The 25,276-nt window shown below is 71.2% G+C and carries 27 protein-coding genes and 1 pseudogene; 7 read left to right on the forward strand and 21 right to left on the reverse strand.

Features of this window, described 5'->3' with window-relative positions; translation table 11 throughout:
• Positions 1–350 precede the first annotated feature (350 nt).
• The 5 genes from ET526_RS04580 (at position 351) to ET526_RS22325 (ending at position 3,488) form a co-directional block, all read left to right on the forward strand.
• Positions 351–809 carry a hypothetical protein gene (locus ET526_RS04580; RefSeq protein WP_135466492.1) on the forward strand — a complete coding sequence of 153 codons (459 nt, stop codon included), beginning with the start codon at positions 351–353 and terminating at the stop codon, positions 807–809.
• Positions 797–1,306: a hypothetical protein gene (locus tag ET526_RS04585; protein WP_135466493.1), complete on the forward strand. Its 510-nt coding sequence runs from the start codon at positions 797–799 to the stop codon at positions 1,304–1,306. The genes ET526_RS04580 and ET526_RS04585 overlap by 13 nt, the downstream gene beginning before the upstream one ends.
• 248 nt (positions 1,307–1,554) lie before the next feature.
• Positions 1,555–2,478, forward strand: coding sequence for a dihydrodipicolinate synthase family protein (locus tag ET526_RS04590; protein ID WP_158295492.1), 924 nt, complete (start codon positions 1,555–1,557; stop codon positions 2,476–2,478).
• Between the two features lie 27 nt (positions 2,479–2,505).
• On the forward strand, positions 2,506–3,078 hold the full coding sequence (locus ET526_RS22320; protein WP_135466495.1) for a putative sulfate exporter family transporter: 573 nt from the start codon (positions 2,506–2,508) through the stop codon (positions 3,076–3,078).
• Complete coding sequence (locus tag ET526_RS22325) at positions 3,021–3,488, forward strand: putative sulfate exporter family transporter (protein WP_135466496.1); 468 nt, start codon at positions 3,021–3,023, stop codon at positions 3,486–3,488. The genes ET526_RS22320 and ET526_RS22325 overlap by 58 nt, the downstream gene beginning before the upstream one ends.
• A gap of 563 nt (positions 3,489–4,051) precedes the next feature.
• On the opposite strand, the gene ET526_RS04610 is transcribed toward ET526_RS22325, so the two are convergent.
• The 5 genes and pseudogenes from ET526_RS04610 to ET526_RS04630 form a co-directional block, all read right to left on the reverse strand.
• Positions 4,052–5,140 (reverse strand): mandelate racemase/muconate lactonizing enzyme family protein, encoded by a 1,089-nt coding sequence (locus ET526_RS04610; protein WP_135466498.1) that lies wholly within the window; start codon positions 5,138–5,140, stop codon positions 4,052–4,054.
• A gap of 5 nt (positions 5,141–5,145) precedes the next feature.
• Positions 5,146–6,033: a TauD/TfdA dioxygenase family protein gene (locus tag ET526_RS04615; RefSeq protein ID WP_135466499.1), complete on the reverse strand. Its 888-nt coding sequence runs from the start codon at positions 6,031–6,033 to the stop codon at positions 5,146–5,148.
• Between the two features lie 98 nt (positions 6,034–6,131).
• On the reverse strand, positions 6,132–7,022 hold the full coding sequence (gene gcvA / locus ET526_RS04620) for a transcriptional regulator GcvA (RefSeq protein ID WP_135466500.1): 891 nt from the start codon (positions 7,020–7,022) through the stop codon (positions 6,132–6,134).
• Between the two features lie 27 nt (positions 7,023–7,049).
• Complete coding sequence (locus tag ET526_RS04625; protein ID WP_135466501.1) at positions 7,050–7,991, reverse strand: Bug family tripartite tricarboxylate transporter substrate binding protein; 942 nt, start codon at positions 7,989–7,991, stop codon at positions 7,050–7,052.
• A gap of 46 nt (positions 7,992–8,037) precedes the next feature.
• Positions 8,038–8,840 (reverse strand): annotated as a pseudogene (locus tag ET526_RS04630) (IS5 family transposase).
• A gap of 107 nt (positions 8,841–8,947) precedes the next feature.
• Here ET526_RS04630 and ET526_RS04635 point away from each other — a divergent pair.
• Positions 8,948–9,256: a hypothetical protein gene (locus ET526_RS04635; protein WP_135466502.1), complete on the forward strand. Its 309-nt coding sequence runs from the start codon at positions 8,948–8,950 to the stop codon at positions 9,254–9,256.
• Between the two features lie 10 nt (positions 9,257–9,266).
• Here the strand turns inward: ET526_RS04635 and ET526_RS21500 are convergent, their stop codons facing one another.
• The 6 genes from ET526_RS21500 to ET526_RS04665 all read right to left on the reverse strand — a co-directional run bounded on the left by ET526_RS21500 (position 9,267) and on the right by ET526_RS04665 (position 15,346).
• Positions 9,267–9,539: a hypothetical protein gene (locus ET526_RS21500; RefSeq protein WP_192898652.1), complete on the reverse strand. Its 273-nt coding sequence runs from the start codon at positions 9,537–9,539 to the stop codon at positions 9,267–9,269.
• A complete protein-coding gene (locus tag ET526_RS04645; RefSeq protein WP_135466503.1) occupies positions 9,536–11,179 on the reverse strand; it encodes a peptide chain release factor 3 in 1,644 nt (547 codons plus the stop codon). Before ET526_RS04645 ends, ET526_RS21500 begins: the two co-directional genes overlap by 4 nt.
• Before the next feature lie 120 nt (positions 11,180–11,299).
• Complete coding sequence (locus tag ET526_RS04650) at positions 11,300–12,439, reverse strand: SbmA/BacA-like family transporter (RefSeq protein WP_135466504.1); 1,140 nt, start codon at positions 12,437–12,439, stop codon at positions 11,300–11,302.
• 164 nt (positions 12,440–12,603) lie between these two features.
• The gene (locus ET526_RS04655) at positions 12,604–13,098 is read right to left on the reverse strand and encodes a VOC family protein (protein ID WP_135466505.1); all 495 of its coding nucleotides are present in this window, start codon (positions 13,096–13,098) and stop codon (positions 12,604–12,606) included.
• A gap of 120 nt (positions 13,099–13,218) precedes the next feature.
• Positions 13,219–14,103 carry an RNA polymerase sigma factor RpoH gene (gene rpoH, locus ET526_RS04660; RefSeq protein WP_192898657.1) on the reverse strand — a complete coding sequence of 295 codons (885 nt, stop codon included), beginning with the start codon at positions 14,101–14,103 and terminating at the stop codon, positions 13,219–13,221.
• Positions 14,104–14,335: 232 nt separating this feature from the next.
• Positions 14,336–15,346 (reverse strand): RluA family pseudouridine synthase, encoded by a 1,011-nt coding sequence (locus ET526_RS04665; RefSeq protein ID WP_240048252.1) that lies wholly within the window; start codon positions 15,344–15,346, stop codon positions 14,336–14,338.
• Here ET526_RS04665 and ET526_RS04670 point away from each other — a divergent pair.
• The gene (locus tag ET526_RS04670) at positions 15,333–15,614 is read left to right on the forward strand and encodes a DUF6476 family protein (protein WP_135466507.1); all 282 of its coding nucleotides are present in this window, start codon (positions 15,333–15,335) and stop codon (positions 15,612–15,614) included. The genes ET526_RS04665 and ET526_RS04670 overlap by 14 nt on opposite strands.
• Before the next feature lie 8 nt (positions 15,615–15,622).
• On the opposite strand, the gene ET526_RS04675 is transcribed toward ET526_RS04670, so the two are convergent.
• From ET526_RS04675 to ET526_RS04720, 10 genes are all read right to left on the reverse strand, one after another.
• The gene (locus ET526_RS04675; protein ID WP_135466508.1) at positions 15,623–16,495 is read right to left on the reverse strand and encodes an MBL fold metallo-hydrolase; all 873 of its coding nucleotides are present in this window, start codon (positions 16,493–16,495) and stop codon (positions 15,623–15,625) included.
• Positions 16,496–16,670: 175 nt separating this feature from the next.
• Positions 16,671–17,297: a uracil phosphoribosyltransferase gene (gene upp / locus ET526_RS04680; protein WP_135466509.1), complete on the reverse strand. Its 627-nt coding sequence runs from the start codon at positions 17,295–17,297 to the stop codon at positions 16,671–16,673.
• A 4-nt stretch (positions 17,298–17,301) separates the two neighbouring features.
• Positions 17,302–18,879: a peptidoglycan -binding protein gene (locus tag ET526_RS04685; RefSeq protein WP_240048253.1), complete on the reverse strand. Its 1,578-nt coding sequence runs from the start codon at positions 18,877–18,879 to the stop codon at positions 17,302–17,304.
• Between the two features lie 29 nt (positions 18,880–18,908).
• A complete protein-coding gene (locus ET526_RS04690) occupies positions 18,909–20,051 on the reverse strand; it encodes a flagellar motor protein MotA (protein ID WP_135466510.1) in 1,143 nt (380 codons plus the stop codon).
• Between the two features lie 36 nt (positions 20,052–20,087).
• Positions 20,088–20,654 (reverse strand): OmpA family protein, encoded by a 567-nt coding sequence (locus ET526_RS04695; RefSeq protein ID WP_135466511.1) that lies wholly within the window; start codon positions 20,652–20,654, stop codon positions 20,088–20,090.
• A 65-nt stretch (positions 20,655–20,719) separates the two neighbouring features.
• Complete coding sequence (locus ET526_RS04700) at positions 20,720–21,568, reverse strand: inositol monophosphatase family protein (protein ID WP_135466512.1); 849 nt, start codon at positions 21,566–21,568, stop codon at positions 20,720–20,722.
• 30 nt (positions 21,569–21,598) lie between these two features.
• Complete coding sequence (gene efp / locus ET526_RS04705) at positions 21,599–22,168, reverse strand: elongation factor P (protein ID WP_135466513.1); 570 nt, start codon at positions 22,166–22,168, stop codon at positions 21,599–21,601.
• Positions 22,169–22,262: 94 nt separating this feature from the next.
• Positions 22,263–23,558, reverse strand: a complete 1,296-nt coding sequence (locus ET526_RS04710; RefSeq protein ID WP_135466598.1) for a TRAP transporter large permease — start codon at positions 23,556–23,558, stop codon at positions 22,263–22,265.
• Positions 23,559–23,571: 13 nt separating this feature from the next.
• Positions 23,572–24,132, reverse strand: coding sequence for a TRAP transporter small permease (locus ET526_RS04715; protein WP_135466514.1), 561 nt, complete (start codon positions 24,130–24,132; stop codon positions 23,572–23,574).
• A 154-nt stretch (positions 24,133–24,286) separates the two neighbouring features.
• Entirely contained in the window at positions 24,287–25,267 is a 981-nt protein-coding gene (locus ET526_RS04720; RefSeq protein WP_135466515.1) for a TRAP transporter substrate-binding protein, read from the reverse strand.
• Positions 25,268–25,276: the final 9 nt, after the last annotated feature.

The raw sequence follows: 25,276 nt of genomic DNA on the forward strand, positions 1-25,276 counted from the left end.
GCATCGCCACCCGATACGACAAGACCGCCCGCAACTTCCTCGCCGCAGCCGTCAGCTACTGGTTATGAGTCCAGACCCTAGGCGGCCACTTCGCCTGCGCGACCGGGATCAACCCCGCCCAGAACCGCTTCGGTATTCGCCTGCCCAATGCGCCCGGCGTCTGCAGCAACCACAACCGGCACGTCTTCGACGCGCCGAATTTCGAACTGCGCCAGCTCGATTCGAATGTCGCCATCCCCTTCCTGAACGAGACCAACGGCTCGGCCATCATCGGCCGGGCGCTGCGCATGGAGGCCTGCTCGCCGATCGTCGCCCGCCACACCGGGGCGGCGCAGGACTGCGAATAGGAGGTGGCCTGGGCCAACACCTACCAGATCGGCATCGACTACACCGCGACCGCCACCCGCTGCGGCAACGCGGTCCTCAACCGTCACCGGGCGCCGGCCTCGCGCCACCTCCGCCTGCTCGGGGCGGCGCCGAACCCGCGCGCCGCCGCCTTTCGCCGCAGCGCCACCGAGGTCGGGGTGGAGGGGCTGACCGCGGTCGCGGTTGCCACCTCGACCACCAGCGCCACCACCCTCGCCGCGCTGTCCTTCAACGGGCTGGACAGAATCGCGGCGACCACCCACGGCTTGCTGCTGGAGGCGCAGCGCGGGCTAGCCTTCGTGGTGGAGCCACCGCGGCGAAGGAGTTCGCGCTCGCCCACTGGCTGGCCGGCGGCGCCAATGGCGGGCGGCTGTTCGTGCGCTGCTTCGACGCGGCGATGGCCGTGCGGGAGAACGTCGCCGGAAATGTGTTGGCCTCGCTGACCACCATGCAGTGGAACACCTCCTCCAAGGCCTGGACCGGCGGCACGGTGACGGCGGACGCCTCGCTCAACCGCCGCATGACGGTGCGGCTGGCGGAGGCGGTGGCTTTCGCCCAGATCGGCGTCGTCGGCTTCGACGGGCAGATCGAGCTCGAGGCGTTGCGGCTCTACGGCCTGCCGGAGCACGCCCCGGCGCTGCTCTGCGGCACGCCCACCCTGCCGGTGGGCCAGCGGGAGTTTGCCGCCGAGGTCTCCTGGGACCTGCCCAACCTGGCGCTGAGTGCCACCAGCCTGCTCGACGTGGCGGTCACCGGCTGCCGGCAGGGAGATGGCGCCCATGCCTCGCTGGCCTCATCGACCCGCTTCATCGAGCTCGACGCCGCCACCTGGACCACCAACACGGTCCAGGTGATGGCACGCAACATCTCGCCCACGGCGAGCTTCGACTTCGGCCCGGCCACGCTCTCCGTCGCGGTGATGAAGCGGCGCATTCCATAATGGCACACCTCGTGGACCGAGGGGTACGACTCATACCCGGCGGACTATGGATTGACCGGCCGCACCTCTGCCCCGAAGCCTTGCGATCCTTTCTACACCTATCCCGAAGCTACCCCAACCAAATCGAGGGGTGGCTTAAATGTTTGAATTTGATGATGCGTCCCAGGAGGCGGTAGTCCCCCGCAGGAGGTCGCCGGACCCTGCCGTTCGGGTCGGGGTAGCGGCGCTTACGAGAGATGGAGCACGACATGAAATACGAGGTCGGTGGGATCGGAGCCGTCAATCCGACTCCTTACAATCCGGACGGCAGCATTAATGAGAATGAGTACCGCCGCCACATACGTTGGCTCGTGGATTGCGGCGTGCGCTTTCTGCAGCCGGCCGCGGCCACCGGGCAATCCATGCAGACCACGCGGGATGAGTACAGGCGCCTGCTCGAGATGACGGTCGAGGAGGTGGGCAGCCGCGCCTTTGTCACCGCCTACGCCGGCCGTCCTGACCCTCGCGAAACGATTGATCTCATCAACATTGCCCAGGATGTGGGAGCCCATTCTGCCTTCCTGATCCAGCCGTTCTTTTCACTTCCCGATCAGGAAGGCCTCTATCGTTACTACAAGATGGTGGCACAAAACACTGAGCTTCCGCTCGTCTTCTATAACAATCCCAGCCGGACCGGGATCAATCTCTCGATTGATGTTATGGATCGGATTACGGACGAGTGTCCGAACTACGTTGGCCTGAAGCAGAGCGACATAGAGCAGTACCCGGCCTCAGTCCGCCGGCTGGGCAGCAAGATCAAGGTCATGCCGAAGTCGGAGCATCACATCCTTTTCGGCCTGACCCTTGGGGCGCCGGGTGTGCTCACCTTCGCCGCGAGCATCATTCCGAACAAGGTCGTGAAGATCCTGAGCGCGTGGCAGGACGGAGACCTGGAGACGGCCCGGCGGACCTACCTCGAGTGGCTACCGCTTTTCGACGCCATTCACATCGAACCGGTTCCGAACGCCGTGCACTACATGCTCAACCGCATGGGTTGGTGTTTCGGCCAGCCGCGCGTACCGGGGCATGAGCCGTCGGAAGCCAACAAGCGGAAGCTCGACGAGATCTTGAACAGCTTGGGGCTGCTGCAGCAGGACGTGAACTCCAGGCCTCGCGCCCAGGTTGCCGGCTGAAGACAGTGACGCAGGGCGGCGGCGAACATGCCGGCCGCCGTGCGCCCCGCAAAGATCTTCCTTGCACCTCTCCTGGCCTTCGCGGAGATCACCGAGCCGCGCTCCATGAAGCAGTTTGCAACTGCCCGTCCATCATCCGAGGTCGTCGTCGCGGCCCACCGTCTTGGTCCCGGCATTGACGTCGCCGTGGTCGTAGCACTGGCGGCAAGCGCCTTGGCCCCGCTTGTCGCGCAGGTTTTTCCAATGCCGGTGTTGGTGATCGCGCTCCTTATCGGAATTACGTCGAATCGGATCGCATCGCGGTCTGCGTTCGCGCCTGGCTTGACCTGGTGCGTGAAAGGGCTGCTACGGGTTGCCATCAGTCTGCTTGGAGTGCGGATAGCGTTCGGCGACATTGCCGACCTCGGGCTCTCGACCGCCCTTCTCGTAACCGCGGCGATAACGCTGACGCTGATCTCGGGCGTATGGCTGGCGCGGATCTTCAGGCTTGGCGTCGGCTATGGCGCGCTTGCCGGCGCCGCCGCGCCGCGGGTGGCGCATCCGTGGCGCTTGCGACCGCAATGGTGGTGCCGAACTACCCGCGAAAGGGCATCGATGTGACCTTCACTGTGGTGACAGCAAACGCCGTCTCCACCTTCGTCATGGTGGCCTACTCGCCCCTTTGCTTGCTCCTCGGCTTCGAGGCGCAAACCACGGGCGTCATGCTCGGTGCCACGATCCACGACATGGCCCAGATAGCCGGAGCCGGCTATGCCGTCTCGGAGCCGGTCGACAACACGGCCGTACTGGTCAAACTCTTTCGCGTGCTCCTGCTTCTGCCGGTTGTGGTCGCCGTTGGATGGTGGTTCACCCGGTCCGGCGCGGAGCATGGCAAGGACCGGGTGTCGGTGCCTGTCTTCGCGCTCGCGTTCCTCGGCCTGTGTCTTGTGAACAGCATCTTGCCGAGCATTCCGGGACTCGATGCCCTTTATCCCCCGTTCAAGTCTGCACTCGTGACTGCATCGAATTGAAAGCTGATCGTCGCAATCGCGGCGCTTGGCCTCCGTACTTCGCTCACGGCGATTCTCCGGATCGGGTGGCGCCAATGGCCGTGTTCTTCGGCACCACCCTGGTGATGCTCGTAGTCGTCCTTGCCGGCCTCGTGGTCCTTGAGATCTGTTGATCAAGCGCCGGAAGAATAGCGGATCAGGGCCGGGACCTCACCACCCCGTCAAGCACTATCCAGCGCACATCGCCCTTGTTGGTCACAGCCGAAGGCACGCTGCGCCCGGCCCAGCGGCATCTGGCCGCGCGGCGCAGCACTGCGGCCGCGGACGTCGTCCGAGCGCAAGCCGGCCTCGTCTCCCCGGAAGACGGCGCCCTTCTCGGTCTTGGCCCGCGCTGCGGGCGCCGAATAGTCCCACCGCAGCCAACGGCGCGCCGCAGCCGCATCTGGCTCATAGGCCCGCGGCAGCGGCATCTGCGCAGTGAAGCCCCAGCGCCTCGGGTACTGTCCATGCTGCACGTCGCCATCTCGGCCGGCTGGGGCCGGTACAGGCCGGTTTTCAACTTCACCAATGCCGGTCCCAATATCTCAATGACCAGCCCAAAGGCGCTGGCGTATCTCCGCCCGCGCGACGGTGCAGCGCTCGATCCAGTCGAGGTCCGGCTCCGGCGCCTCGCTGGCCGGCAGCATCATGATCCCATCTTTGAAACTCGGCGGGTTCCGCGACAATGGCCGGGTGAGTTTCAGGTGCCCGTTCATCTCCCCGGCATTGTGGATCATCGCCGGCGCCAGCGCGGCCTCCACCCAGGTGGTCAACTCCGTCGCCACGCCATCGCCCAGAACGAGGTCCAATCCCGCCGCACGGGCCGTCCGGCCGGCCTCCAGCAGCGCATCGCAGCCACCAAACTTCTTGAGTTTCACCTTGACCAGCCTCACACCGGGGATCGCCGCCGCGCGATGGATATCGGGCAGGCCGAAGATGCTTTCATCCAGCATCACCGGTACGGTCGAAACACCCGCGACGGCGGCGTTCGCCTCCCAGTCGTCGAGATGGCAGGGCTGCTCCAGCAGCTCGATTCCCGCCGGGTCCAGCCCCGCCGCGAAGGTGCAGGCCTCGGCAGCCTGGAAGCCCTGATTGGCGTCGAGGCGCAGCGTCGCCCGGCACGTGACCTGGCGCTGGAGCGCCCGCACCCGCGCCGCATCGGCGGCTGCCTCGAAGCCCACCTTCACCTTCAGTGTCCGGTACCCCGCGGCGAGCAGCGCCTCCACCTCCGCCTCCATCGCTGCACCACCCATGGCGTTCACCGGGGCCAGCAGCTCCACACGCTTGGGGCCGGCGAGGGCCGCGTGCCGCGTGATCCAGTCCAGCGGCACGGCGAGCAGCGTGACGGCATGGGCATTGCTCGCGCGGTGGGGGGCGAGGCGCGCCCGTGCCTCGGCCGGCGTCAGCCCAAGGAAGTGGGGCGCCATCTCCCGCGCGAAGGCCCAACCACCGTCCGGCGTCTCGTGGCCGTAGCCCGGGCTGATGATCGCCTCCCCCCAGCCCGTGCGTCCGTTATCCAGGGTGATGCGGCAGAGGAGCGGGTCAAAGACATGGAAGGTCCGCGAGGAGACCTTGTAGGGCACGGTGAGCGGGAACTCTGCCCGCCACAGCTCCACCCGTTCGATCCGCCCCATGGCGTTCAAACCCGTCCGTGGCGTACGCCGGAAACCTGGGTGCGCCGCAGGAGGCGCCGCGTCGTCGGATCGAAGCTGTCGCGGCGGTGCATGGTAGCGAAGTTGTCCCACATCACCAGATCGCCCACCTGCCACTGTTGGTACCAGCAGAAGGCCGGCTGGGTGGCATGGGCCCAGAGATCGTCAAGCAGCGCCTCGCTTTCGACCAATTCCAGGCCAGGGATGTAGGCGTTCCGCCTGCGACCGAGGAAGAGGCAGATCTTGCCGCTGGCGGGATGGCGGATCACCAGCGGGTGGACGGCACCCGGTGCCTCGCGGGGGTCCTCCACCTCCCGGAAGCCGCGGCGCAACTCGCCCGCGCTGTTGCGGCTGCTGTCGTGCTTGCAGGAGAGATCGGCGATGCGCGCCTTCGTCGCCGCCGGCAGCGTCTCATAGGCCACGGCCATGTTGCAGAAGCCGGTGTCGCCGCCGGACGGAGGCACCTCCACCGAGAAGAGGAAGGAGGCATAGGGCGGCTCGTCGAGGTAGCTCATGTCGGTGTGCCACACGGACTCGTAGGCGCCGAGGCCACCGATCGGCTTGCCGTCCACCACGATGTTCGAGATCGTGAGGACGTAGCCCCGCACGGGATCGGCCCGCTCGCCGGCCGGGATGGGCGCGCGGTCCAGCGTGCCGAAGTGGCGGCTGAATGCCATCAGCGCCTCATCGGTCAGGCTCACGCCGCGAAAGCGGAGCACCAGGTGGTCGGCCCAGGCGCGCTTCACCGCCTCCATGGTATTGGCCGAAAGCGGCTTCGAAAAATCCAGGCCAGTGACGTCGGCCGCAAGGGCTGCACCGGAGGGGGTGACGTGAACGCCGGCGCCATAGTGCACGGCGGTGCTGTCGAGAGGCATGGCGACATCTCCTGCCGGCGCCTGGACCGGCGCCTTGGTCGCAAGGAAGTGCCCCCGCCCCGCCCTGGCCAATGCGTTTTTCTGGGGGAGGCCAAGCCCTATCCCTGCCGCCGCGCCTCGGAAAGGATCCAGGCGCGGAACTGCACCACAGGGCGCCGCGCGCGGCCACGGGGCGAGAGCAGCCACCAGGTCTTGGCCCGCGCCACACGCAGGGTGAAGGGCGCAACGAGCCGGCCCATGGCCAGGTCGTGAGCCACAAAAGGCCCATGACCGATGGCGACGCCGCAGCCGTGATGCGCGGCTTCGAGCGCCAGGGCGTAGGTGTCGAAGCGCGGCGCCGGACGGCCCTGCAGCCCTTCGCAGCCCGCCGCCGTGAGCCAGACCGGCCAGTCCTCCGGGGAGGTCTCCACATGCAGCAGGGCGGCCCCGGCAAGCCGGGCCGGAGCATCGAGCGCGGCCGCCAGGCTGGGGGCGCAGACCGGAAAGATCTCGTCGGTCAGCAGCGGTTCCGCATGGAGGCCGGGTGGGGGCGCCTCGCTGAAGCGGATCGCGAGATCCACCTCCTCCGCTAGGGTTTCGAGGCCGTGCCGGTCGGTCTGCACCAGCAGTTCCACATCTGGGTGCAATGCCTGCCAGCGCTGCAGGCGCGGGATCAGCCACCGTAAGGCGAAATTTGGCATGACGCTGAGGGTCAGGCGCGGCGTCTTGCCCTCACCCAACAGCGCCTCGGTCGCGTCGCCGATGCTGGCGAAGGCCTCGCGCAGTGCCGGCAGGTACTGGGCCCCTCGGTCGGTCAGCTCGAGGGAGTTATGCAGACGACGGAACAGGCGGAAGCCGAGGAACTCCTCCAGCAGCTTCACCTGCTGGCTGACTGCCGTCTGGGTGACGCTGAGTTCCTCGGCGGCACGGGTGAAGTTGCTGTGTCGCGCCGCAGCCTCGAAGGCGCGGAGGGCATTCAGCGGAGGCAGGCGCCGGCGCGGGGCCTCCATATGTGATAGATAACCCGTGCCGCGCGGTCAGGCGAGCAGGCGCAACTCGCGCAGGATGCGGGTGTCCTCGGCTGCCTGCTCCTCCAACATGGCGGCAAAGGCGGCACGGTCCATGGTGCCGTCGAGCGTCCCGGTGTCACGGAGATAGGCCTGGAAGCGCGGCGTGCGCACTGCCTCATCCACCCATGCCTTCATCTGCTCCACCTGAGCCTTCGGGACCTCGCGGCGCATGAACATGCCGCGCCAGTGATAGCGGGCCAGGTCCACGCCCTGCTCGCGGAAAGTGGGAATATGGCCGAAGGGCTCGATGCGGCTCTCGCCTGTATGGGCCAGGACTGCCATCTGATCCCGGAAGCTTGGATAGACACTGATATTGCTCATGGACGCTTCAATATGGCCGCCCATGACGGCAGTGATGGCTTTGGTCCCGCTGTCATAGGGCACCCAGGTGAACTTGGCGCCGAGACGCGACGCAAGCTGCATGGTGGTTATCTGATGCGGGCTGCCAGTGGCGAAGCCGCCGATGCGAATGCCCTCGCCCTTGCGGCGCATCGCCTCGGCGAAGGCCGCAAAGTCCGGGAAGTCGCCGCCAGTGCGCACATAGAGGGCGAAGGGATCGAGCTGCAGCCGGGCCAGCGGCTCGAAATCTCGCCAGTGATGCTGGGCATGCGGCAGTTGCAGGATGGAAGTGATACCCGTCCCGTCGGAGAAGATCACGGTGCCATCGGCGGGGGCCCGCTTCAGCATGTTCATGGCGATCTGCCCATTTGCGCCGGGTCGAGCCTCGACCAGCACCGTGCGGGAGAGAAGGCGGCCCAACTCTTCTGCCAGGATGCGCAGCATGATGTCCTGCGGCGCACCGGCAGAGGAGCCGTGCAGGATACGAATGGGCGTCGTATTGGTCTGGGCAATGGCCGGAAGCGGTAGTACCGTTCCCAGGGCCAAGAGGCTACGACGAGAAAGAGCCATGTCCGTTTACTCCCGCACCGCCTCGACGGGCAGCTTGTTTAGTTGTTTACCATACACCCCGGCAGCGGGGGCGCCACAACCGCGCTTTCCTGGGGGAGGCCAAGCTAAGCCTAGGGTCTGGACTCAACCAGTAGCTGACGGCTGCGGCGAGGAAGTTGCGGGCGGTCTTGTCGTATCGGGTGGCGATGCGGCGGAAATCCTTGAGGCGGCCGAACATGCGCTCGATGGCATTGCGGCGGCGGTAGAGGACGGGGCTGAAGCAGTGCTTCCAGCGTCGGGTGCGCTTGGATGGGATGTTTGGCACCGCGCCTTGGGCCTGGATCTGCGCGCGGATGGCATCGGTGTCGTAGGCCCGGTTCGCCATGACCGGGCATCGGGCGGCAGATGCGGCAGCAGAGCCTCGGCCGCGCGGCAGTCCGCGGCTTGGCCTGGGGTGAGCAGGAAGGCCAGCGGGCGGCCTTGGCCGTCGCTCAGGGCATGGATCTTGGTAGTGCGCCCGCCGCAGCTGATGCCAAGCGCCTGGATCCGCTGCCCCCTTTGCCACCTGTAGCGCAACGGTGCGCCTTCACATGGGTGCTGTCGAGCAGCACCTCCGAAGGCGGGCCTCCGGCCGCGGCCAGGGCCTCGAACACCGCCTGCCAGCTGCCCTTGGCGGCCCAGCGCACGAAGCGGTTGTACAGCGTCTTGCGGGGGCCGTAGACGGCCGGGGCATCGGCCCAGCGGCTGTCAGAGCGCAGTGCGTGGACAATGCCGCTGAATCACCCGCCGGTCGTCCACCCGCGGCTTGTTCGGCAGCAATGGCGCAAGCCAGGCCCACTGGCGGTCACTCAGCCAGAACTCCCCAGACACCCTTCGCCCCCGCGCTGACGACAAGGGTGAAGCACAAACTGCGCTTCCGGGGAATCCCGTTTATGGGTCCAGATCCTAGTCTGGCGCCTCCTGGCGGGAGAGGACCGATGCGGAGATCGTCCGGGCCCCTGGCGGCGCTCGCCATGCTGCTGCCGGCTGCGAGCGTGGCCGGGGAGCAGGCATGCTTCATTTCCTACGAGGCCTTCGAGGAGAAGATCCCCCACCTCGACATCGGGATCTGCCCCAGCCATCAGGTGGCGCCGGAGGAGGGGTTCTGCCGTATCGCCCTGCAGGGGCAGGCCGTGCTGATCTACCTGTTCCGCCACGGCGAGGCCGGGCCCTGCCTGGCGCAGGTGGACCGCTACACCGTCAACGAGTTCGTGGCGCCGTTCGGGACCACCTACACCAGGCCGTGAGGGCGTTCCGTCACCCGCCCCCCGCCGCGCAGGCGGCGCACCAGCCGTACTCCCCGGCCTCCATGCGCGCGAAGGCCGCGTCGCGGCGCCGCTCCGTCGCCAGCCCCATCGCCTGAAGCTGAATCGCGTCCATGCGCGAGAGCCGGCCGACGCTGGTCTGGTCCAGCTCGACCGGGTCGCGGCTTTCCGCCGAGACGGCGCTGACGCCGAGCAGCGCCCCGCGCTCCGCCAGCAGCCGGGCGCGCAGCGCCGCGAGGTCGAGGCCGGGTGGGGCGTCCGTCACCGCTTTGCCTCCACCAGCCCGTGCTGCTCGCGCACGGCGTGGAAGCGCAGCATGGGCCATTCCTCTTCGGCACGGCGGCGGCGCCAGTCGGAGGCGAAGAACACCACCGCCTCGCCGTCATGGTCCTCCGCCGCGTCGCGGCGGTGGGCGGCGAGAAAGCGCTCCAGCGCCGCGCGGTCCTCCCCGGCGACCCAGCGCATCGTCTCCCAGGGCGTGGCATCGAAGCCGGCGGGAATGCCGTACTCCGCCTTCAGCCGGCTCTGCAGCACGTCGAGCTGGAGCTGCCCGACCACCCCGACCACGGGCGGCGAGCCGTCGAGCGGGCGGAAGAGCTGCACCACCCCCTCCTCGGCGAGCTGGGCGAGGGCGGTCCTCAGCTTCTTCGCCAGCATCGGGTCCTCGAGCCGCACGGTGCGCAGGATCTCGGGCGCGAAGGAGGGCACGCCGCGGAAATGCAGCGCCTCGCCCTCGGTCAGCGTGTCGCCGATGCGCAGCGTGCCGTGGTTGGCGATGCCGACCACGTCGCCCGGCCAGGCCTCCTCCGCCACCTGGCGATCTCGGGCGAAGAAGAACAGCGGCGCGTTCACCGGCACCTGCTTGCCGGTGCGCGCCTGCCGCAGCCGCATCCCCTTCAGCAGCCGCCCCGAGCAGAGGCGGAGGAAGGCGACGCGGTCGCGGTGGTTCGGGTCCATGTTGGCCTGGACCTTAAACACGAAGCCGGTCAGCCGCTCCTCGCCGGGCTCCACCCCGCGCGGATCGGCAGGACGGGGGCCGGGCGGCGGGGCGTAGCGCGCCAGCCCGTCCAGCAGATGGCCGACGCCGAAGTCGCGCAGCGCGCTGCCGAAGAAGACCGGGGTCAGCGTGCCCTCGCGGAACCGCCCCAGCTCGAATTCCGGACAGGCGGCGAGCGCCAGCCCGGCCTCCTCGGCCAGCGCCGCGGCCCGCGCCTCCCCCACCAGCGCGGTGAGGCGCGGATCGCCGGGGCCCGAGAGGGGCACGCCCGCCTCTTCCGTCGCGTCCACCGGCAGGAAGCGGTTGTCCAACAGGTCGAAGGTGCCGGCGAAGTCCTGGGCGCGGCCGACCGGCCAGGCGACCGGGGCGGCGTCAAGGGCCAGGGTCTTCTCGATCTCGTCGATCAGCTCGAAGGGGTCGCGCCCCTCGCGGTCCATCTTGTTGACGAAGGTGAGGATCGGGATGTCGCGCAGGCGGCAGACCTCGAACAGCTTGCGGGTCTGCGCCTCGATGCCCTTGGCGGCGTCGAGCACCATCACCGCCGCGTCCACGGCGGTGAGGGTGCGGTAGGTGTCCTCGGAGAAGTCCTCGTGGCCCGGCGTGTCGAGCAGGTTGAACACCAGCCCGCCGCGCTCGAAGGTCATCACCGAGGTGGCGACCGAGATGCCGCGGTCCTGCTCGATCTTCATCCAGTCCGAGCGGGTGCGCCGCGCATTGCCCTTGGCCCGCACCGCCCCGGCGAGCTGGATGGCGCCGCCCTTCAGCAGCAGCTTCTCGGTCAGCGTGGTCTTGCCCGCGTCCGGATGGGCGATGATGGCGAAGGTGCGCCGCCGCGCCGCCTCGGCGGCGACCCGCTCGGCGGGGGCGTCGGCAGCGGGGCGTGCGAATTCGGCAGGGGCAGCGTCCATCGGGCACTCGTCGGGAGGAAGCGGGGGATGCCGGCTGGCGGCGGGGGCTCGCGCCCATGTAGGGGCGGCGCGGCGGGGATGCCAGCCGAGGGCGGTCCCACCACCCCCGGCCGGAAACCCTCAGGAGGGCGCGCCGGCGCCCCCGGCGGGGGCCGGAGCCTCGGCCGCCGGGATCGTTCCCGGCACCGGGCCAGCGCTGACGGGGGCGGGGTGCGGCAGCACCGCGTCATGCAGCGCGATCACCCGCTCGGCCGAGGCGCGCCAAGTGGCGATGCGCGGCATGTGGTCCACCGGCCAGTTCAGCGCCCCGGCCACGTACTGGAAGGCCTGGGCCGCCTGCATCACCCAGCCGAGGGTCACCACGCCCGCGAGATAGGCCGGGGTGGCGGCGAGGAAGGGCAGGCCGCTGCCGAGCCGCGTGTTGCCGACGCAGAAGAGCTGCAGATGCGCATAGGCCCGGGTCTGGCGGTGGAAGGCGGCGGCGACCTTGCCGAACAGGCCGGACAGCACCGGCCCGCTCTCCGCCTCCGCCCGCCCGCCATCCCGCGCCCGCACCAGCGCGGCGCGGTACTCGGCCTCCATCGCCTGGCGGTGGTCGGTGGAGCGCACCAGTGGGCGGCCGAGCAGGGCGGCGAGCACCATGCCCGCCCCGGCGTAGAGCACGGCGATCCAGAGCAGATAGCCCGGCACGGCGTAGGGGATGCCGAGGATGGTGACCATCTCGTGGCTCGACAGCGCCCAGAGCACGCCGACGAAGCAGGTGAGGGTCATCGCCCCATGGGAGAGGGAAGAGGCGAGCTCCACCGCCTCCTCCGTGGCGATGCGGGCATCCTCGTGGATGCGCCCATCCGCATTGGCTTCCCCCGGCGCCGCGCGCGGGGCGCCGCCGGCAAGCCAGCGGCCGGTCAGCTCCTGCGCCAGCCAAGCGCGCCAGCCGAGGGCGAGGCCGCGCCGCGCCTGCAGGTGCATGCAGGAGACGGCGGCGAAGGCGGCGACCAGCAGCAGCAGAACGGCGCATTCCAGCAGCACCGCCGGGGTGTCTCGCCGCTCCAGCGCGTCGAACAGGTCGCGGTGCCACTGGTTGAAGCGCAGCAGCAGCGCCACCTCGGTGGCGTTCAGCAGCAGCAGGCCGAGGGTGAGGCCCCAGGCCTGGCGGCGATGCTCGCTGGTCCAGAAGCCGCCGGCGATGCCGAGGAAGCGGCGCAGCGTGCCGCGCCAGGTTCCTGGCAGGGGCACCGGGGCCGCCGGCACGGGCGCCATCGCCTATCCCCCGCCGCCGGCCCGCACGGTCCGGGACCCGGAGGATGGAGCGGCTTGGTGCATTCGAGGCTTCCCTGCTGGCGGACCGTGCCCGGCGCGGGCGGACCCCATACGCTTACGCTATTGCGGGAGCGGGGGAAGCGGTTCAACCGGCCCCGGCCGGCTCAGCCCGGCTCGGCGAGCAATCCTTCGAGATCGAGGCGCCGCGTGACCATCGCCAGCCCGCCCGCGGCGTCGCGCGGCCACTCCGCCTCGGGCCTGTCGCGGTAGAGCTCGACGCCGTTGCCGTCGGGATCGCGCAGATAGACCGCCTCCGACACGCCGTGGTCCGAGGCGCCGTCCAGCGGGATGCCGGCGGCCAGCACCCGGCGGACCACCGCAGCCAGGGCCGCGCGGTCGGGGTAGAGCAGGGCGACGTGGTAAAGCCCGGTGCTGCCGGGGGGTGGTGGCGACCCGCCCGCGCTCTCCCAGGTGTTGAGCGCGATGTGGTGGTGGTAGCCGCCGGCGGAGAGGAACACGGCGCGGCCGCCCATGCGCTGGGTCTCCTGGAGGCCGAGCACGTCGCGCCAGAAGCCAAGGGCACGGTCGAGATCGGCCACCTTCAGATGCACATGGCCGATGCGGAGCGCGGGGTGGGCGGGAATGGAGGGTGCAGGCATGGCGGGGGTCTCCTTCGCCCCAAAACTGAGGCCAGCCGGACGCCCGCGCCAATCGGGCGGGGGAATGGGGCCGATCCGCGACACTCATGACCGGGCGCGGGTGGCCACCCCCGCGCGGCCTCAGGCGCTCTGCAGGCGCCGCTCCACGATCTGCTGCTTCATGCTCTTCTGCAGCTTCTCGAAGGCGCGCACCTCGATCTGGCGCACCCGCTCGCGGCTGATGCCGTATTGCTGGGACAGCTCCTCGAGGGTGGTGGGCTCGTCCTTGAGGCGGCGCTCGATTAGGATGTGCCGCTCGCGGTCGTTCAGGGTCTTGAGCGCCTCGCTCAGCAGGGCGCGGCGGTTGGACATGTCCTGCCGCTCGGCGAGCTCGGTCTCCTGACTCTCCTGCTCGTCCACCAGCCAGTCCTGCCACTCGCCCTCGCTCTCGGCGCGGACCGGGGCGTTCAGGCTGTGGTCGGGGCTGGCGAGGCGGCGGTTCATGGAGATCACGTCGGCCTCGGGCACGTCGAGCGTGCGGGCGATCTTCGCCACCTGCTCCGGCTTCAGGTCGCCCTCCTCGAGCGCGGCCATCTGGCCTTTCAGGCGCCGCAGGTTGAAGAACAGCTTCTTCTGTGCCGCCGTGGTGCCCATCTTCACCAGCGACCAGGAGTGCAGGATGTATTCCTGGATCGCGGCGCGGATCCACCACATGGCGTAGGTGGCGAGGCGGAAGCCGCGGTCCGGGTCGAACCGCTTCACCGCCTGCATCATGCCGACATTGCCCTCGGAGATCAGCTCTCCCACCGGCAGGCCGTAGCCCCGATAGCCCATGGCGATCTTGGCGACGAGACGCAGGTGCGAGGTGACCAGCTTGTGGGCCGCCTTCTCGTCCCCCTGCTCCTTCCAGCGCTTCGCAAGCTCGTACTCCTCCTCGGGAGAGAGCATCGGGAATTTGCGGATCTCCTGGAGGTAGCGGGAGAGGTTGCCCTCCGGAGCGATGGGGATGACCGAGTTGGAAGCCATCGTGAGCATCTGCCTCCTGCGCTGGCCGGCTCGCCCCGTGACGGCGGCGTCCGCGCCAGCGTCCGACCCTGGCAGCACGAACGCCACGCGGGCCCCCTGGGCCGACCCTCCCCCTGTCACGACGGGGTGAAGTCGGGCCGGCCGAGGCTTGCGGCACCCGTGTGGCGCTGCCGGGGAGGCTGATACCACGGCAGGGGAAGGCAGGGCAATCAAAACCGACCATGGCAGTCGGTTACTCGCTGTTACCATCCAGCAACACGAGCAGCGCCGCCAGATCGGCCGGCAGGGGGGAGGAGAAGCGGAGCCTCTCGCCGGAGACGGGGTGGCGGAAGCCCAGGGTCGCGGCGTGCAGCGCCTGGCGGGGAAAGGCAAGGAGCGCCCGCCGCGCCGGCTCGGGCAGCAGCCGGGCGGCCGCCGGGGCGCGGCGGAGATAGACCGGGTCGCCGACCAGCGGATGCCCCCGATGCGCGAGATGCACCCGGATCTGGTGCGTCCGCCCGGTGAGCAGGCGGCAGCGCAGCAGGGCGCAGGCCGTGCCCCAGGCCCGCTCCGTGGCGTAGCGGGTGAGGGCCGGCTTGCCGCTGCGGGCGACCACCGCCATGCGCTTGCGGTCCACGGGGTGGCGGCCGATGGCGCCCTCGATCTCCCCCGCGGGCGGCTCCGGCAGGCCCCAGACCAGCGCCAGATACTCCCGCTCCAGGTCGCGGGCGGCGAAGGCCGCGGAGAGGGCGTGATGCGCCCGCTCGGTCTTGGCCACCACCATCAGACCGGAGGTGTCCTTGTCCAGCCGGTGGACGATGCCGGGCCGCCGCTCTCCACCGATGCCGGGCAGCTCCTCCCCGGCATGGGCGAGAAGGGCGTTGACCAGCGTGCCCTCCTGGTTACCGGGAGCGGGGTGGACGACCAGGCCCGCCGGCTTGTCCAGCACGATCAGCTCGGCATCCTCGTGCAGGATCGAGAGCGGCATGGCCTGGGGCCGCGGTGCCGCCGGCGCGGCGGGGGGAATGGAGAGGGCGTAGCGGCTGCCCGCGCGCACCGCCTCGGCCGGGTCGGAGAGCGGCGCGCCGTCGCGCCGCGCATGCCCCCCGGCGATCAGCGCCTTGACCCGGGAGCGCGACACCGACCCTATGGCGGCGGCCAGGAAGCGGTCGGCGCGCTCGCCGGCGGATTCCGGCCCGGCCGTGACCTCGAAGGTCGCGCCGGCGGGCTCGGGCAGGGGGGGCGAATCGGTGCGGGCGCTCAAGGTTCTGGTGGTGGTGATGGGGGTGCTGATCGTGTTCGGCACCGTGGCGCTGGCGATCGCCATCGTCCAGCGCCTGGGCGAGGCGGGCAGGGAGATCACGCGCGCCGACCTGTCCCTGGCGCTCCCCGAAGGGGCACGCATCGGCGGCATCGCCGCCGCGGCGGACGGGACGCTCGCGGTCTGGGTCACCGGCCCCGGAGAGGATCGGATCCTGCTCGTGGACCCCCGGCGCGGGCGGGTCGCGGGGGAGATCCGCGCGGGCCGGTGAGACGGGCATCAGGCCTGCGGTTCGAGGCGGAAGCCCTCATCCCAGCGCGCAAGCCGGCCGCGCGAGGGGGAGGGGAAGTGCGCCGTGCAGAGCAGCGTGCCCGCCTCGCAATGGCATTCCAGGAAGCGCCGGCGCGTCGCCGCCGCCTGCCGGGGGTCGGTGTCCGCGCGCATGGACATCTCCGGGTAGCGGGCCTGCAGCGGCGAGTGGATCAGGTCGCCGGTCAGCACCGCCTCGGTGCGGCCCCTGCCGAGCTCGACGGCGAAGTGGTCAGGGGTGTGGCCCGGCGTCGGGGAGAGGCGCACATGCTCGTCCAGCACGTGGTCGCTCCGCACCAGCTCGGCCCGTCCGGCCTCGATCACCGGCAGCACGCTGTCCTCGAGCACGGGGTTCGGCGCCTTCGCGTGTTCCGCCTTCCAGTGGGCGAGCTCCCGCTCGGAGAAGAGGTAGCGCGCCCTCGGGAAGGTCGGCACCCAGCGGCCATTCTCGAGGCGCGTGTTCCAGCCGACATGGTCCACATGCAGGTGGGTGCACATCACCACGTCGATGTCCTCCACCGCGAGGCCGGCGGCGGCGAGGCCGCGCATCCAGCGGTCGTCGGACTTCATGTGCCAGAAGGGGCGGCCGGGCCGGTTCTTGCCGTTGCCGACGCAGCTGTCCACCAGGATGGTGCGGTGCGGCGTGCGCACCACGTAGGACTGGATGCAGAGCCTGAGCCGGCCGGTGGCGGGGTCGAGCGCCAGGGGCTCCAGCCATGTGCGGTTCTCTTCCAGCCGCTCGGGCGTCAGGGTGGGGAAGAATTCGAGCGGGTCGAACAGGGGGTCCTCCTGCTCGACGATCCGGTGGATGGTCATGTCGCCCACCCGGAAGGTCTCGGTCATCGGCGGTGCTTTCCTGGGTTCCTTCCCGCGGGGAGCCTAGCGCCTGATCCGCGAAGATGGGAGCGCCGGAGTGGTGAACCGGCCACCCAACGCAGAGCGGAAGCGTGATCCATCAAAGCGGATCACGCTGTAGAGCGGATCCTATTCAGGCGGGCTCACCCGAACGGGATCCGCTCTAGGTCCCGAAGCAGCGGTCCCCGGCATCGCCGAGCCCGGGGACGATGTAGCCCCGCTCGTCCAGACGCTCGTCGAGGGCGGCGGCCAGCACCGGCACGTCCGGGTGCTCGGCCGCCAGGCGGGCCGCTCCCTCCGGCGCCGCGACCACGCAGGCGAAGCGGATCGCAGCCGCGCCGGCCGCCTTCAGCCGCGCCACCGCGGCCGCGGCGCTGCCCCCCGTGGCCAGCATCGGGTCGAGCAGCAGCGCGCCGCGGCGCGCCAGGTCCGGGGGCAGGCGGGCCACGTATTCGCTCGGCCGCAGCGTCGCCTCGTCGCGCACCAGGCCGAGATGGCCGACCGGCGCCTCGGGCAGGATCCGCTGCGCCCCCTCGAGCAGGCCGAGCCCGGCGCGCAGCACCGCCACCAGGCAGGGCTCGGGGCCGGCCAGGGCCTGGGCACGCATTGGGGCAACCGGCGTCTCGATCGCGACCGGCATGGCGGGCAGGTCGCGCAGCGCCTCGACGGTGAGGATGGCCCCGATCTCGGCCAGCAGCCGGCGGAAGGCGGCGCTCGGCGTGTCGCGGCGGCGAAGCTGCGTCAGCTTGTGCGCGAGCAGGGCGTGGCGGGGGACGCGCAGCGTGCCCATGGGATCACCGGTCGGTCAGGCGCAGCTCGATGCGGCGGTTGCGGGCGTAGGCTTCCGGCGTGTCCGCCGGGTCGAGGGGCTGGTGCTCGCCGAAGGCGGCGGCGGCGACGCGGCTCGGCGGCAGCCCCTCCTGGATCAGCAGCTGGGCGACGGCGATGGCCCTCGCCGAGGACAGCTCCCAGTTCGAGGCGAAGCGCGGGCTGCGGATCGGCGTGCGGTCGGCGTGCCCGTCCACCCGCAGGATCCAGGGAACGTCGGGCGGGATCTGCGCGGCGATCTCCCGCAGCACCCTGGCGAGGTCGCGGATCTGCTGCTCGCCGCGCGACGAGAGCTCGGCCGAGGCGGGAGGGAACAGCACCTCGCTCTGGAACACGAAGCGGTCCCCGACGATGCGCACCTCCGGCCGCTCGCCCAGCACGTCGCGCAACCGGCCGAAGAAGTCGCTGCGGTAGCGCTGCAGCTCCTCGACGCGGGCGGCGAGCGCCGCGTTCAGCCGCTGGCCGAGACTGGCGATCTGCGCGTCCTTCTCCTGCGCCGCCGCCTCGGACGCCTCCAGCGCCGCGGCGATGCGGGCGAGCTGGCGGCGCAGCTCCTCGATCTGGCGGGTCAGCAGCGCCACCTGGGCGCGGGCCGATTCGCCGAGGCGCACCGCCTCCCGCGCCTCGGCCTCGGCGGCGCGGCGCGCCTCCCCCTCCGCCTCGGCGCGGGCCAGGGCCTCCCCCGCCTGCCGCTCGAGCTGGTCGCGCAGCGCGGTCAGGGCGCGGACCTGCTCCGAGAGGCGGGCGATCTCGGACAGCCGTGCCTCGATCGTCTCGCGGTCCGCCCGCACCTGCCGGTCGAGCGCCGCCATCTCCTCGCGCATCGCGGCGAGGCGGCGCTGCGCCGCCTCGAGCTCGGCCTGCGCCTCGGCCAGGCGGCGGCTGACGCCGGCAAGCTCGAGACGCGCCGTCTCCGCCTCGCCGCGGGAGCGCGCCAGCTCCTCGCCGAGCGCCGCCGCCCGCGCCTCCGCCTGCTGCCGCGCCGCCTGCTCGGCGGCCAGGCCGCGCCCGGTCTCGGCCAGGCGGGCCAGGGTCTGCGCGGCGTCGCCGCCCGCCGCCTCGGCGCGACGCAGCGCCTCGGCGAGCTGCGCCTCCAGCCCCGCGATCCGCTCCCCGGTGCCGCGCCCGGCCAGCTCCAGATCGGCGATGCGGGCGGTGAGGCGGTCGCGCTCGCCGCGCGCCGCGTCGCGCTCCGCGCTCAGCCGGTCGCGCTCCTCGCGCAGGTCGCGAAGCTGCGCCGCGAGCGCATCCCGCGCGGCGGAGGCGGCGCGCAGCTCCTCCGTGGCGCGGGTGAGGGAGCCGCGCAGCTCCTGGGTCTGGCCGCGCTCCAGCGCCAGCATCTCGGCCAGCTCCGCCACCTGTCGGTTGAGCCGGTCGAGCGCCTGGTCGCGGCTGGAGAGGACGACGGAGAGGAAGCCCTGCGCCAGCACGAAGACCAGCAGCACGAAGATCAGCACCATGAGCAGCGTGGAGAGGGCGTCCACGTAGCCCGGCCAGGCCTGCAGCCCGCCGTTGCGGTCCCGCCGCCCCCCGACCGCCGGCACGGGTCAGCCCCCTTCCCGCCGGCGCGCGCTCACCGCGGCTGCTCCTCGGCCAGCGCGGCGATGGTGCGGGCGAGGACGCGGATCTCGTTGCGGATCTCCGCCGTTGCCTGGGCCCGGCCCTGGGCGATCTCCTCCAGGATGCGGGCGAGGTAGATCTCGGCGTTGCGCAGGTGGGCGCGCGTCGCCTCGTCCGCCGCGCCCTGCGCCTCGGCGTCGGCGAGGCGGGCCAGCACCGGGCCGAGCGCCTGCTGCTGCTCGGCGACGCGCAGCATCAGGCTTTGCCCGGCGCGCATCTGCTCGGTCAGCACGGCGAGGCGCTCGGTCAGGCGGATCATCGCCTGGCTGGCGGCGGCGCGGCTCTCCTCGCCGCGGCTCATGATCTGCTGCAGCCCCTCGAGGTTCTCCGCCGTCTGCTCGAGCAGCGCCTGGACATAGGCGGGAACGGAGCCGCCCTCGGCCTCCGCCCCGAGCCCGCCGGAGGAGAGGCGGGTGATGCCGGCGAGCCACTCCTCGAGCTCGTTGTAGAAGCGGGTCTGCGCCTGTCCGGCGCAGAGGTCGAGAAAGCCGAGCACCAGCGCCCCGGCGAGGCCGAGCATGGAGGTGGAGAAGGCGATGCCCATGCCGCGCAGCGGCTGGGCGAGGCCGGTCTTGAGCTGGTTGAAGAGCTGGTTGATGTCCCCGGTGCCCACCGCCATGTCGGCGATCACCTCGCTGACCGAGCCGATGGTCAGCAGCAGCCCCCAGAAGGTGCCGAGCAGGCCGAGGAAGATCAGCAGCCCGGTCATGTAGCGCGAGATCTCCCGGCTCTCGTCGAGGCGGGAGGCGATGCCGTCGAGCACGCTGCGCATCGCCGGGGCGGAGAGCGACAGCCGCTCCGACCGGCGCTGGGCGAACATGCTCGCCATCGGGCCGAGCAGGCGCGGCGCCGGCTGGGCCGGGGCGCCGAGCCGGGGGCTGCGGAAATTCTCCAGCCACGCCACCTCCGGGCGCAGCATCAGCACCTGGCGCAGCGTCCAGAAGATGCCGACCAGCAGCACGCCGAGGATCAGGGAGTTGAGCACCAGGTTGGTGGCGAAGGCGCTGGCGATCTGCGGGGCGAGCAGGATCGCCACGATGGCGACCACGGCGAGGAACCCCAGCATCCGCCAGAGGTAGCGTTCGGGCCTGGTCATCGGGCAGGGCGTCCGGTCATGCGGCGTGCGATGCGGTCATCGGGCGGGGCGCCGGGCCTCGGGCGGCAGGATGTCCACGGCATCCAGCGCCTCCTCCGTCCGGCCCAGCGGCCGGACGTCGATGCGGGTCGGCGGCAGCCCTCCCGCCGCCAGCGCCTCCTTCACCGCCAGGCCGCGGGCGAGGGAGAGGCGACGGGCGAGGGAGACGTCCGCCTCGGGCCCGCTCGTCTGGGCCTCGAGGGTGAAGCGGCCCTGGGGCAGCTCGGCCAGCCGGCGCCCGAGCGTGGCGAGCGCCGTGGCAGCGGGTGGGGGCGGGGCCTCGGCCCCCGGCGGGAAGCGCAGCCGCCAGGCGCCCTCCGGCAGGCTCTCGAGCCCCGGCAGGGGCGGCGCCGCGCGGAGCGGCGGCGGGGGCGCGGGGCGGGGTGCATCCTCCAGGCGGGCAGGGGGAGGGGGGGCGGCGGCGGGGTCCGGCGGCGGGGCCGGGTCGGGCAGCGCGGCGGGGGGAGGCGCGGGCTGGGCCAGGGCCGGCGGCGACAGGGCCAAGCCAGGCAGCGCGGCGGACAGCAGCAGCAGCAGGGGGCCGAGGCGAATCACGGGCGCCACCGTAGAGGGTTTTCGCCCGCCATCCGACCGGAAAGCGAGCCGGTCGCCATGCCGTGCGCGCCGCCTCAGGTGCCGGGGCGGGCGGCCGCGCGCGCGGCGGCTATGCCTTCCGCCACCAGCTCGCGCAGGCGCGGCTGCAGCCCCGGATTGCCGGCGACCACATTGCCTTCGAGGTAGGGATCGCCCCCTTCCGGATCGGTGGCGAACCCGCCCGCCTCGCGCAGGATGATCAGCCCCGCCGCCATGTCCCACTTCTTGATGCCGAGCTCCCAGTAGCCGTCGTAGCGGCCGGCGGCGGTCCAGGCGAGGTCGAGCGCGGCCGAGCCGAAGCGGCGCACCCCGGCCACCTGCGGCATGACCCGGGCGAGGATCGCGCTGAACTCCGCCTTCCGCGGCACGCCGGCGAAGGGGATGCCGGTGGCGAAGACCGCCTGCTGCATGTCCCGCCGCGCGGAGACGCGCAGCCGCCGGTCGTTGAGGAAGGCGCCCATACCCTTCTCGGCCCAGAACAGCTCGTCCGCCGCCGGGTTGTAGATGACGCCGGCCATCAGCTCGGTGCGCTCGCCCTCGAGCCGCTTCTCGACGCCGACGCTGATGCACCAGTGCGGGATGCCGTGCAGGAAGTTGGTGGTGCCGTCGAGCGGGTCCACCACCCAGCGCCACTGCCAGTCCTCCGGCCCGAGCGTGCCGCCCTCCTCCATCAGGAAGGCGAAATTGGGCCGCGCCCGGGACAGTTCCTGGCGCAGCGTCTCCTCGGCGCGGGTATCGGCCTGGGAGACGAAGTCGCCCGGACCCTTCACGTTGACCTGGAGGTTCTCCACCTCGCCGAAATCGCGCAGCAGGCGCCGCCCGGCCTTCTGGACGGCGGCCACCACCACGGTGAGGGCGGGGGAGAGGCGGGAGGGAGGGGGCATGCGTGTCCTCGGGGCGCGGCGGGCGGGGCGTCAGCCCTTGGCGCGCTCGACGTAGGAGGCGTCCTCGGTCTTGACCACGATCCTCTCGCCGGCGGTGATGAAGGGCGGGACCATGGTCTTCACCCCGTTCGACAGCACGGCCGGCTTGTAGCTGCTGGCGGCGGTCTGGCCCTTCACCACCGGATCGGCCTCGGCCACCTCCAGCACCACCGTCTCCGGCAGGTCGATCGAGACCGGCTCCCCCTCGATCAGGCGGACGTTCACGGTCATGTTCTCGACCAGGAAGGGCAGGCGGTCGCCCAGGATGGAGGCCGGGACGTGGAGCTGCTCGTAGGTCTCGGGGTCCATCAGCACGAGCTGGTCCCCGTCGGCGTAGGAGAAGGTGTATTCCTTGTCCTCGGTGGTCAGGCGCTCCACGGTGTCGGAGGTGCGCCAGCGCTGGTCCTTCTTCGCCCCGGTCTTGATGTTGCGCATCTCCACCTGGATGACGGCGGCGCCCTTGCCGGGGATCATGATGTTCTGCTTGAGGATGGTGTAGCGCTGGCCTTCGAACTCGATGACCATGCCGGCGCGCATCTGGTTGGCCTGCATCTTTGCCATGGGGCGGGACCTGGGGGCTGGGCGGTTGCGGGATCGGCCCGGGGTTTAGTGGGGAAGGGAGGGGGTGGCAACGCCGCCCGCCCGGCGCGCCCCTTCAGCGCGCCAGCAGCAGTTCCGGCAGGCCGGTGACCAGCGTCGCCGGGAACAGCGTCACCAGCACCACGGTCAGCACCAGCATCAGGAAGAAGGGCAGGGCGGCGAGCGCGATCTCCCCCTGTTCCCGGTTCGTTATGGTCTGCATGACGAACAGGTTGAACCCCACGGGCGGGGTGATCTGCGCGATCTCGACCAGCAGCACCACGAAGACGCCGAACCAGACCAGGTCGAAGCCCGCCGCCTGCACCAGCGGGATGACGATGGAGGTGGTCAGCACGATCATGGACACGCCGTCGAGCGAGGTGCCGAGGGCGATGTAGACCAGCGTCAGGATGGCGATCAGCGCGTAGGGGCTGAGGCCGAGGCCCACCACCCACTGCGCCAGCGCGGCGGGGATGCCGGTCAGCGCCATCGCCTTGGTCAGGAAGGCGGCGCCGGCCAGGATGAACATGATCATGCAGGAGGTGCGCGTCGCCGCCGCCAGGCTGTCGAGGAAGCTGCGCCAGGTCAGGGCCCGGGTCAGCGCCGCGAGGATCAGGCTGCCGAGCACGCCGCAGGCCGCCGCTTCGGTCGCCGTGGCCCAGCCCGCCACCATGCTGCCGATGACCCCGAGGATGAGCAGCAGGCAGGGAATGAGCTGCGCGCTCTGCCGCAGCTTCTCCCGCAAGGGCAGCGGCGGGTCGGGCGGCGGCTGGCGGCGCGGCGTGAGCAGCGCCCAGGCGGCGATGTAGAGGCTGAACAGCGCCATCACGATGGCGGCCGGGATGATCCCGGCGATGAAGACGCGGATGATCGAGACCTCCGCCGCCACCGCATAGACCACCATGATGATCGAGGGCGGGATCAGGATGCCGAGCGTGCCCGCGGTGGCGAGGCTGCCGATTGCCGTCCGCTCGTCGTAGCCGCGCTGGCGCAGCTCCGGCAGCGCGATCTTGGAGACGGTGGCGCAGGTGGCGGCGGAGGAGCCGGAGACGGCGCCGAAGATGCCGCAGGCGAAGATGTTGACGTGCAGCAGCCGCCCCGGAACCCGCCGCACCCAGGGCGCGAGGCCGCTGAAGAGCTGCTCCGAGAGGCGGGTGCGGAACAGGATCTCGCCCATCCAGATGAACATCGGCAGCGCGGCGAGCGTCCAGGAGCCGGTCGCCTCCCAGAAGGCGGTGGCGAGGAACAGCCCCGGGCTCGGATGCGCGGCCGACATCGCCACCCAGCCGACGACCGCGAGCGCCATGGCGATCCAGAGCCCCGCGCCGAGCAGCAGGCAGAGCAGCACCAGCAGCAGCAGCGCGAAGGTCATCAGCTCCACGGCGTCAGGGTTCCTTGGTGTAGTCGCCGGCCGCCGCGCGCTCGGCCGCCGCGCGGACGTAGGAAGGAGTGGCGCCCCGCAGCGTCGCCGCCAGCTCGTCGAGGATCGCCACCAGCAGCAGCCCGGCGCCGAGCGGCATGACGAGCTTCGGCACCCAGAGCGGGAAGGCCACGGTGCCCTGCGCCACCTCCTCGATCTCCCAGGCGAACAGCGCCTCCTGCGCCGTCCACCAGGTGACGTAGGCCATGACGCAGGCGGCGAGGGTCAGCGTCAGGATCTCCATCGCCCGCCGCGGGCCGGGGCGGAGGTGGTTCAGCACCATGGAGACGCGGATGATCTCGCCGCGCCGGAAGGTGGCGGCGAGGGCGAGGAAGGTGGTGGCGACGCAGAGATAGGCGCTGAGGTCGTCGGCGCCCGGAAGCTGGCGCCCCATCTCGCGCAGCACGATCTGCGCGATCATCACCACGAAGATCGAGAGCAGCGACAGGGCGGCGAGGCCCGCCGCCGCCGCGTAGAGGCCGTCGAGCAGCCGCCGCAACGTCACGGCCGGGCCAGGGCCGGGCACGGCGCGCGGCCATGCCCGCGCGCCGCCGCGCTGCGTCTGCGGCAGGACGATGCCATGCGGAACGAGCCCCCCTCATGCTGCGTGCCGGGACCTTCGCCGCCCGTCGCCGGGCGCGCAAGGGGGCGGGCGCCGGCGGCCCGCCCGGATCAGGCCCTCAGGCGCCGGCGCGGAACTGCTCGATCAGCTTCCGCCCGTCCTCGCCGGCGCGCTGGATCCATTCCTCGGTCATGACGCGGTTGATCTCGGCGAGCTGCGTGCGGAGCTCGTCGGTGACGGTGCCGATCTGCATCCCCCGCTCCGCGAGGCGCTTGACCGACGCCTCCTCCGCCTCCTCGGACCAGCGCCAGCCGCGCTCGTTCGCCTTCTCCGCCGCGGCCAGGAGCGCCTGGCGGTGGTCCTGCGGCAGGCCCTCCAGCGCGCGGCGGGAGACGATGACGGCGTTCTTGGTCATGGAGAAGGTCGCCGGGGTGAACACCCGCGCATAGTCCCAGGCGGCGGTGTCCACGCCGGTCTGGGCGCTGGTGACCATGGCGGTGGCGATGCCGGTGGCGAAGGCCTGCGCCACCTCCGCCTGCTGCACCAGCACCGGGCTGGCGCCGATCAGGGCGGCGAAGCGGTTGGTCATCGGGCTGAAGGTGCGGAACCGGCTGCCGCGCAGCACCTCCAGGCTGGTCAGCGGCACCTGGGTGTAGAAGCCGGCCGGCGGCCAGGCGACGGTGTAGAGCAGCGACAGGCCCTGGCGCTGCAGCCGCTGCTCGACGAAGGGCCTCTGCAGCGCCGCCAGGCGCTTCGCGTCCGCGAAGCCGGAGACCAGGAAGGGAATGGCGTCGGCGTCGAAGAAGGGGTCCTCGTTGGCATAGGCGGTGAGCAGGATCTCCCCCATCTGCACCTGACCGCGCTGCACCCCGGCCTTGATCTGCGGCATCGGCAGGAGCGAGGCGTTGCTGTGCACCTGGATGGAAAGCCGCCCGCCCGTTGCCTGCTCGACCTCCGCCACCATCTCGCGGATGTTGCGGGTGTGGAAATTCCCGTCCGGGTAGGGGGTGGCCATCTGCCAGCGCGTCTGGGCGCGCGAGGCGGCGGCGCCAAGGAGGAGAAGGGGGGTCGCGAGCGCCGCGCGGCGGGTGACGGTCATGGTGAAGCT

This window comes from Crenalkalicoccus roseus, from assembly GCF_004761865.1.
Classification (GTDB): domain Bacteria; phylum Pseudomonadota; class Alphaproteobacteria; order Acetobacterales; family Acetobacteraceae; genus Crenalkalicoccus; species Crenalkalicoccus roseus.

Excerpts from the sequence above, each read along its gene's own strand:
- ET526_RS04675 (WP_135466508.1), bottom strand. The coding sequence starts at position 16,495 with ATGACCGAGACCTTCCGGGTGGGCGACATGACCATCCACCGGATCGTC.
- ET526_RS22320 (WP_135466495.1), top strand. The coding sequence starts at position 2,506 with ATGCCGGCCGCCGTGCGCCCCGCAAAGATCTTCCTTGCACCTCTCCTG.
- ET526_RS04710 (WP_135466598.1), bottom strand. The coding sequence starts at position 23,558 with ATGACCTTCGCGCTGCTGCTGCTGGTGCTGCTCTGCCTGCTGCTCGGC.
- ET526_RS04650 (WP_135466504.1), bottom strand. The coding sequence starts at position 12,439 with ATGGCGCCCGTGCCGGCGGCCCCGGTGCCCCTGCCAGGAACCTGGCGC.
- upp (WP_135466509.1), bottom strand. The coding sequence starts at position 17,297 with ATGGGCACGCTGCGCGTCCCCCGCCACGCCCTGCTCGCGCACAAGCTG.
- ET526_RS04610 (WP_135466498.1), bottom strand. The coding sequence starts at position 5,140 with ATGGGGCGGATCGAACGGGTGGAGCTGTGGCGGGCAGAGTTCCCGCTC.
- efp (WP_135466513.1), bottom strand. The coding sequence starts at position 22,168 with ATGGCAAAGATGCAGGCCAACCAGATGCGCGCCGGCATGGTCATCGAG.
- gcvA (WP_135466500.1), bottom strand. The coding sequence starts at position 7,022 with ATGGAGGCCCCGCGCCGGCGCCTGCCTCCGCTGAATGCCCTCCGCGCC.
- ET526_RS04625 (WP_135466501.1), bottom strand. The coding sequence starts at position 7,991 with ATGGCTCTTTCTCGTCGTAGCCTCTTGGCCCTGGGAACGGTACTACCG.
- ET526_RS04645 (WP_135466503.1), bottom strand. The coding sequence starts at position 11,179 with ATGGACGCTGCCCCTGCCGAATTCGCACGCCCCGCTGCCGACGCCCCC.
- ET526_RS04690 (WP_135466510.1), bottom strand. The coding sequence starts at position 20,051 with ATGACCAGGCCCGAACGCTACCTCTGGCGGATGCTGGGGTTCCTCGCC.
- ET526_RS04590 (WP_158295492.1), top strand. The coding sequence starts at position 1,555 with ATGAAATACGAGGTCGGTGGGATCGGAGCCGTCAATCCGACTCCTTAC.
- rpoH (WP_192898657.1), bottom strand. The coding sequence starts at position 14,103 with ATGGCTTCCAACTCGGTCATCCCCATCGCTCCGGAGGGCAACCTCTCC.
- ET526_RS04655 (WP_135466505.1), bottom strand. The coding sequence starts at position 13,098 with ATGCCTGCACCCTCCATTCCCGCCCACCCCGCGCTCCGCATCGGCCAT.
- ET526_RS04635 (WP_135466502.1), top strand. The coding sequence starts at position 8,948 with ATGCGGAGATCGTCCGGGCCCCTGGCGGCGCTCGCCATGCTGCTGCCG.
- ET526_RS04720 (WP_135466515.1), bottom strand. The coding sequence starts at position 25,267 with ATGACCGTCACCCGCCGCGCGGCGCTCGCGACCCCCCTTCTCCTCCTT.
- ET526_RS04700 (WP_135466512.1), bottom strand. The coding sequence starts at position 21,568 with ATGCCCCCTCCCTCCCGCCTCTCCCCCGCCCTCACCGTGGTGGTGGCC.
- ET526_RS04615 (WP_135466499.1), bottom strand. The coding sequence starts at position 6,033 with ATGCCTCTCGACAGCACCGCCGTGCACTATGGCGCCGGCGTTCACGTC.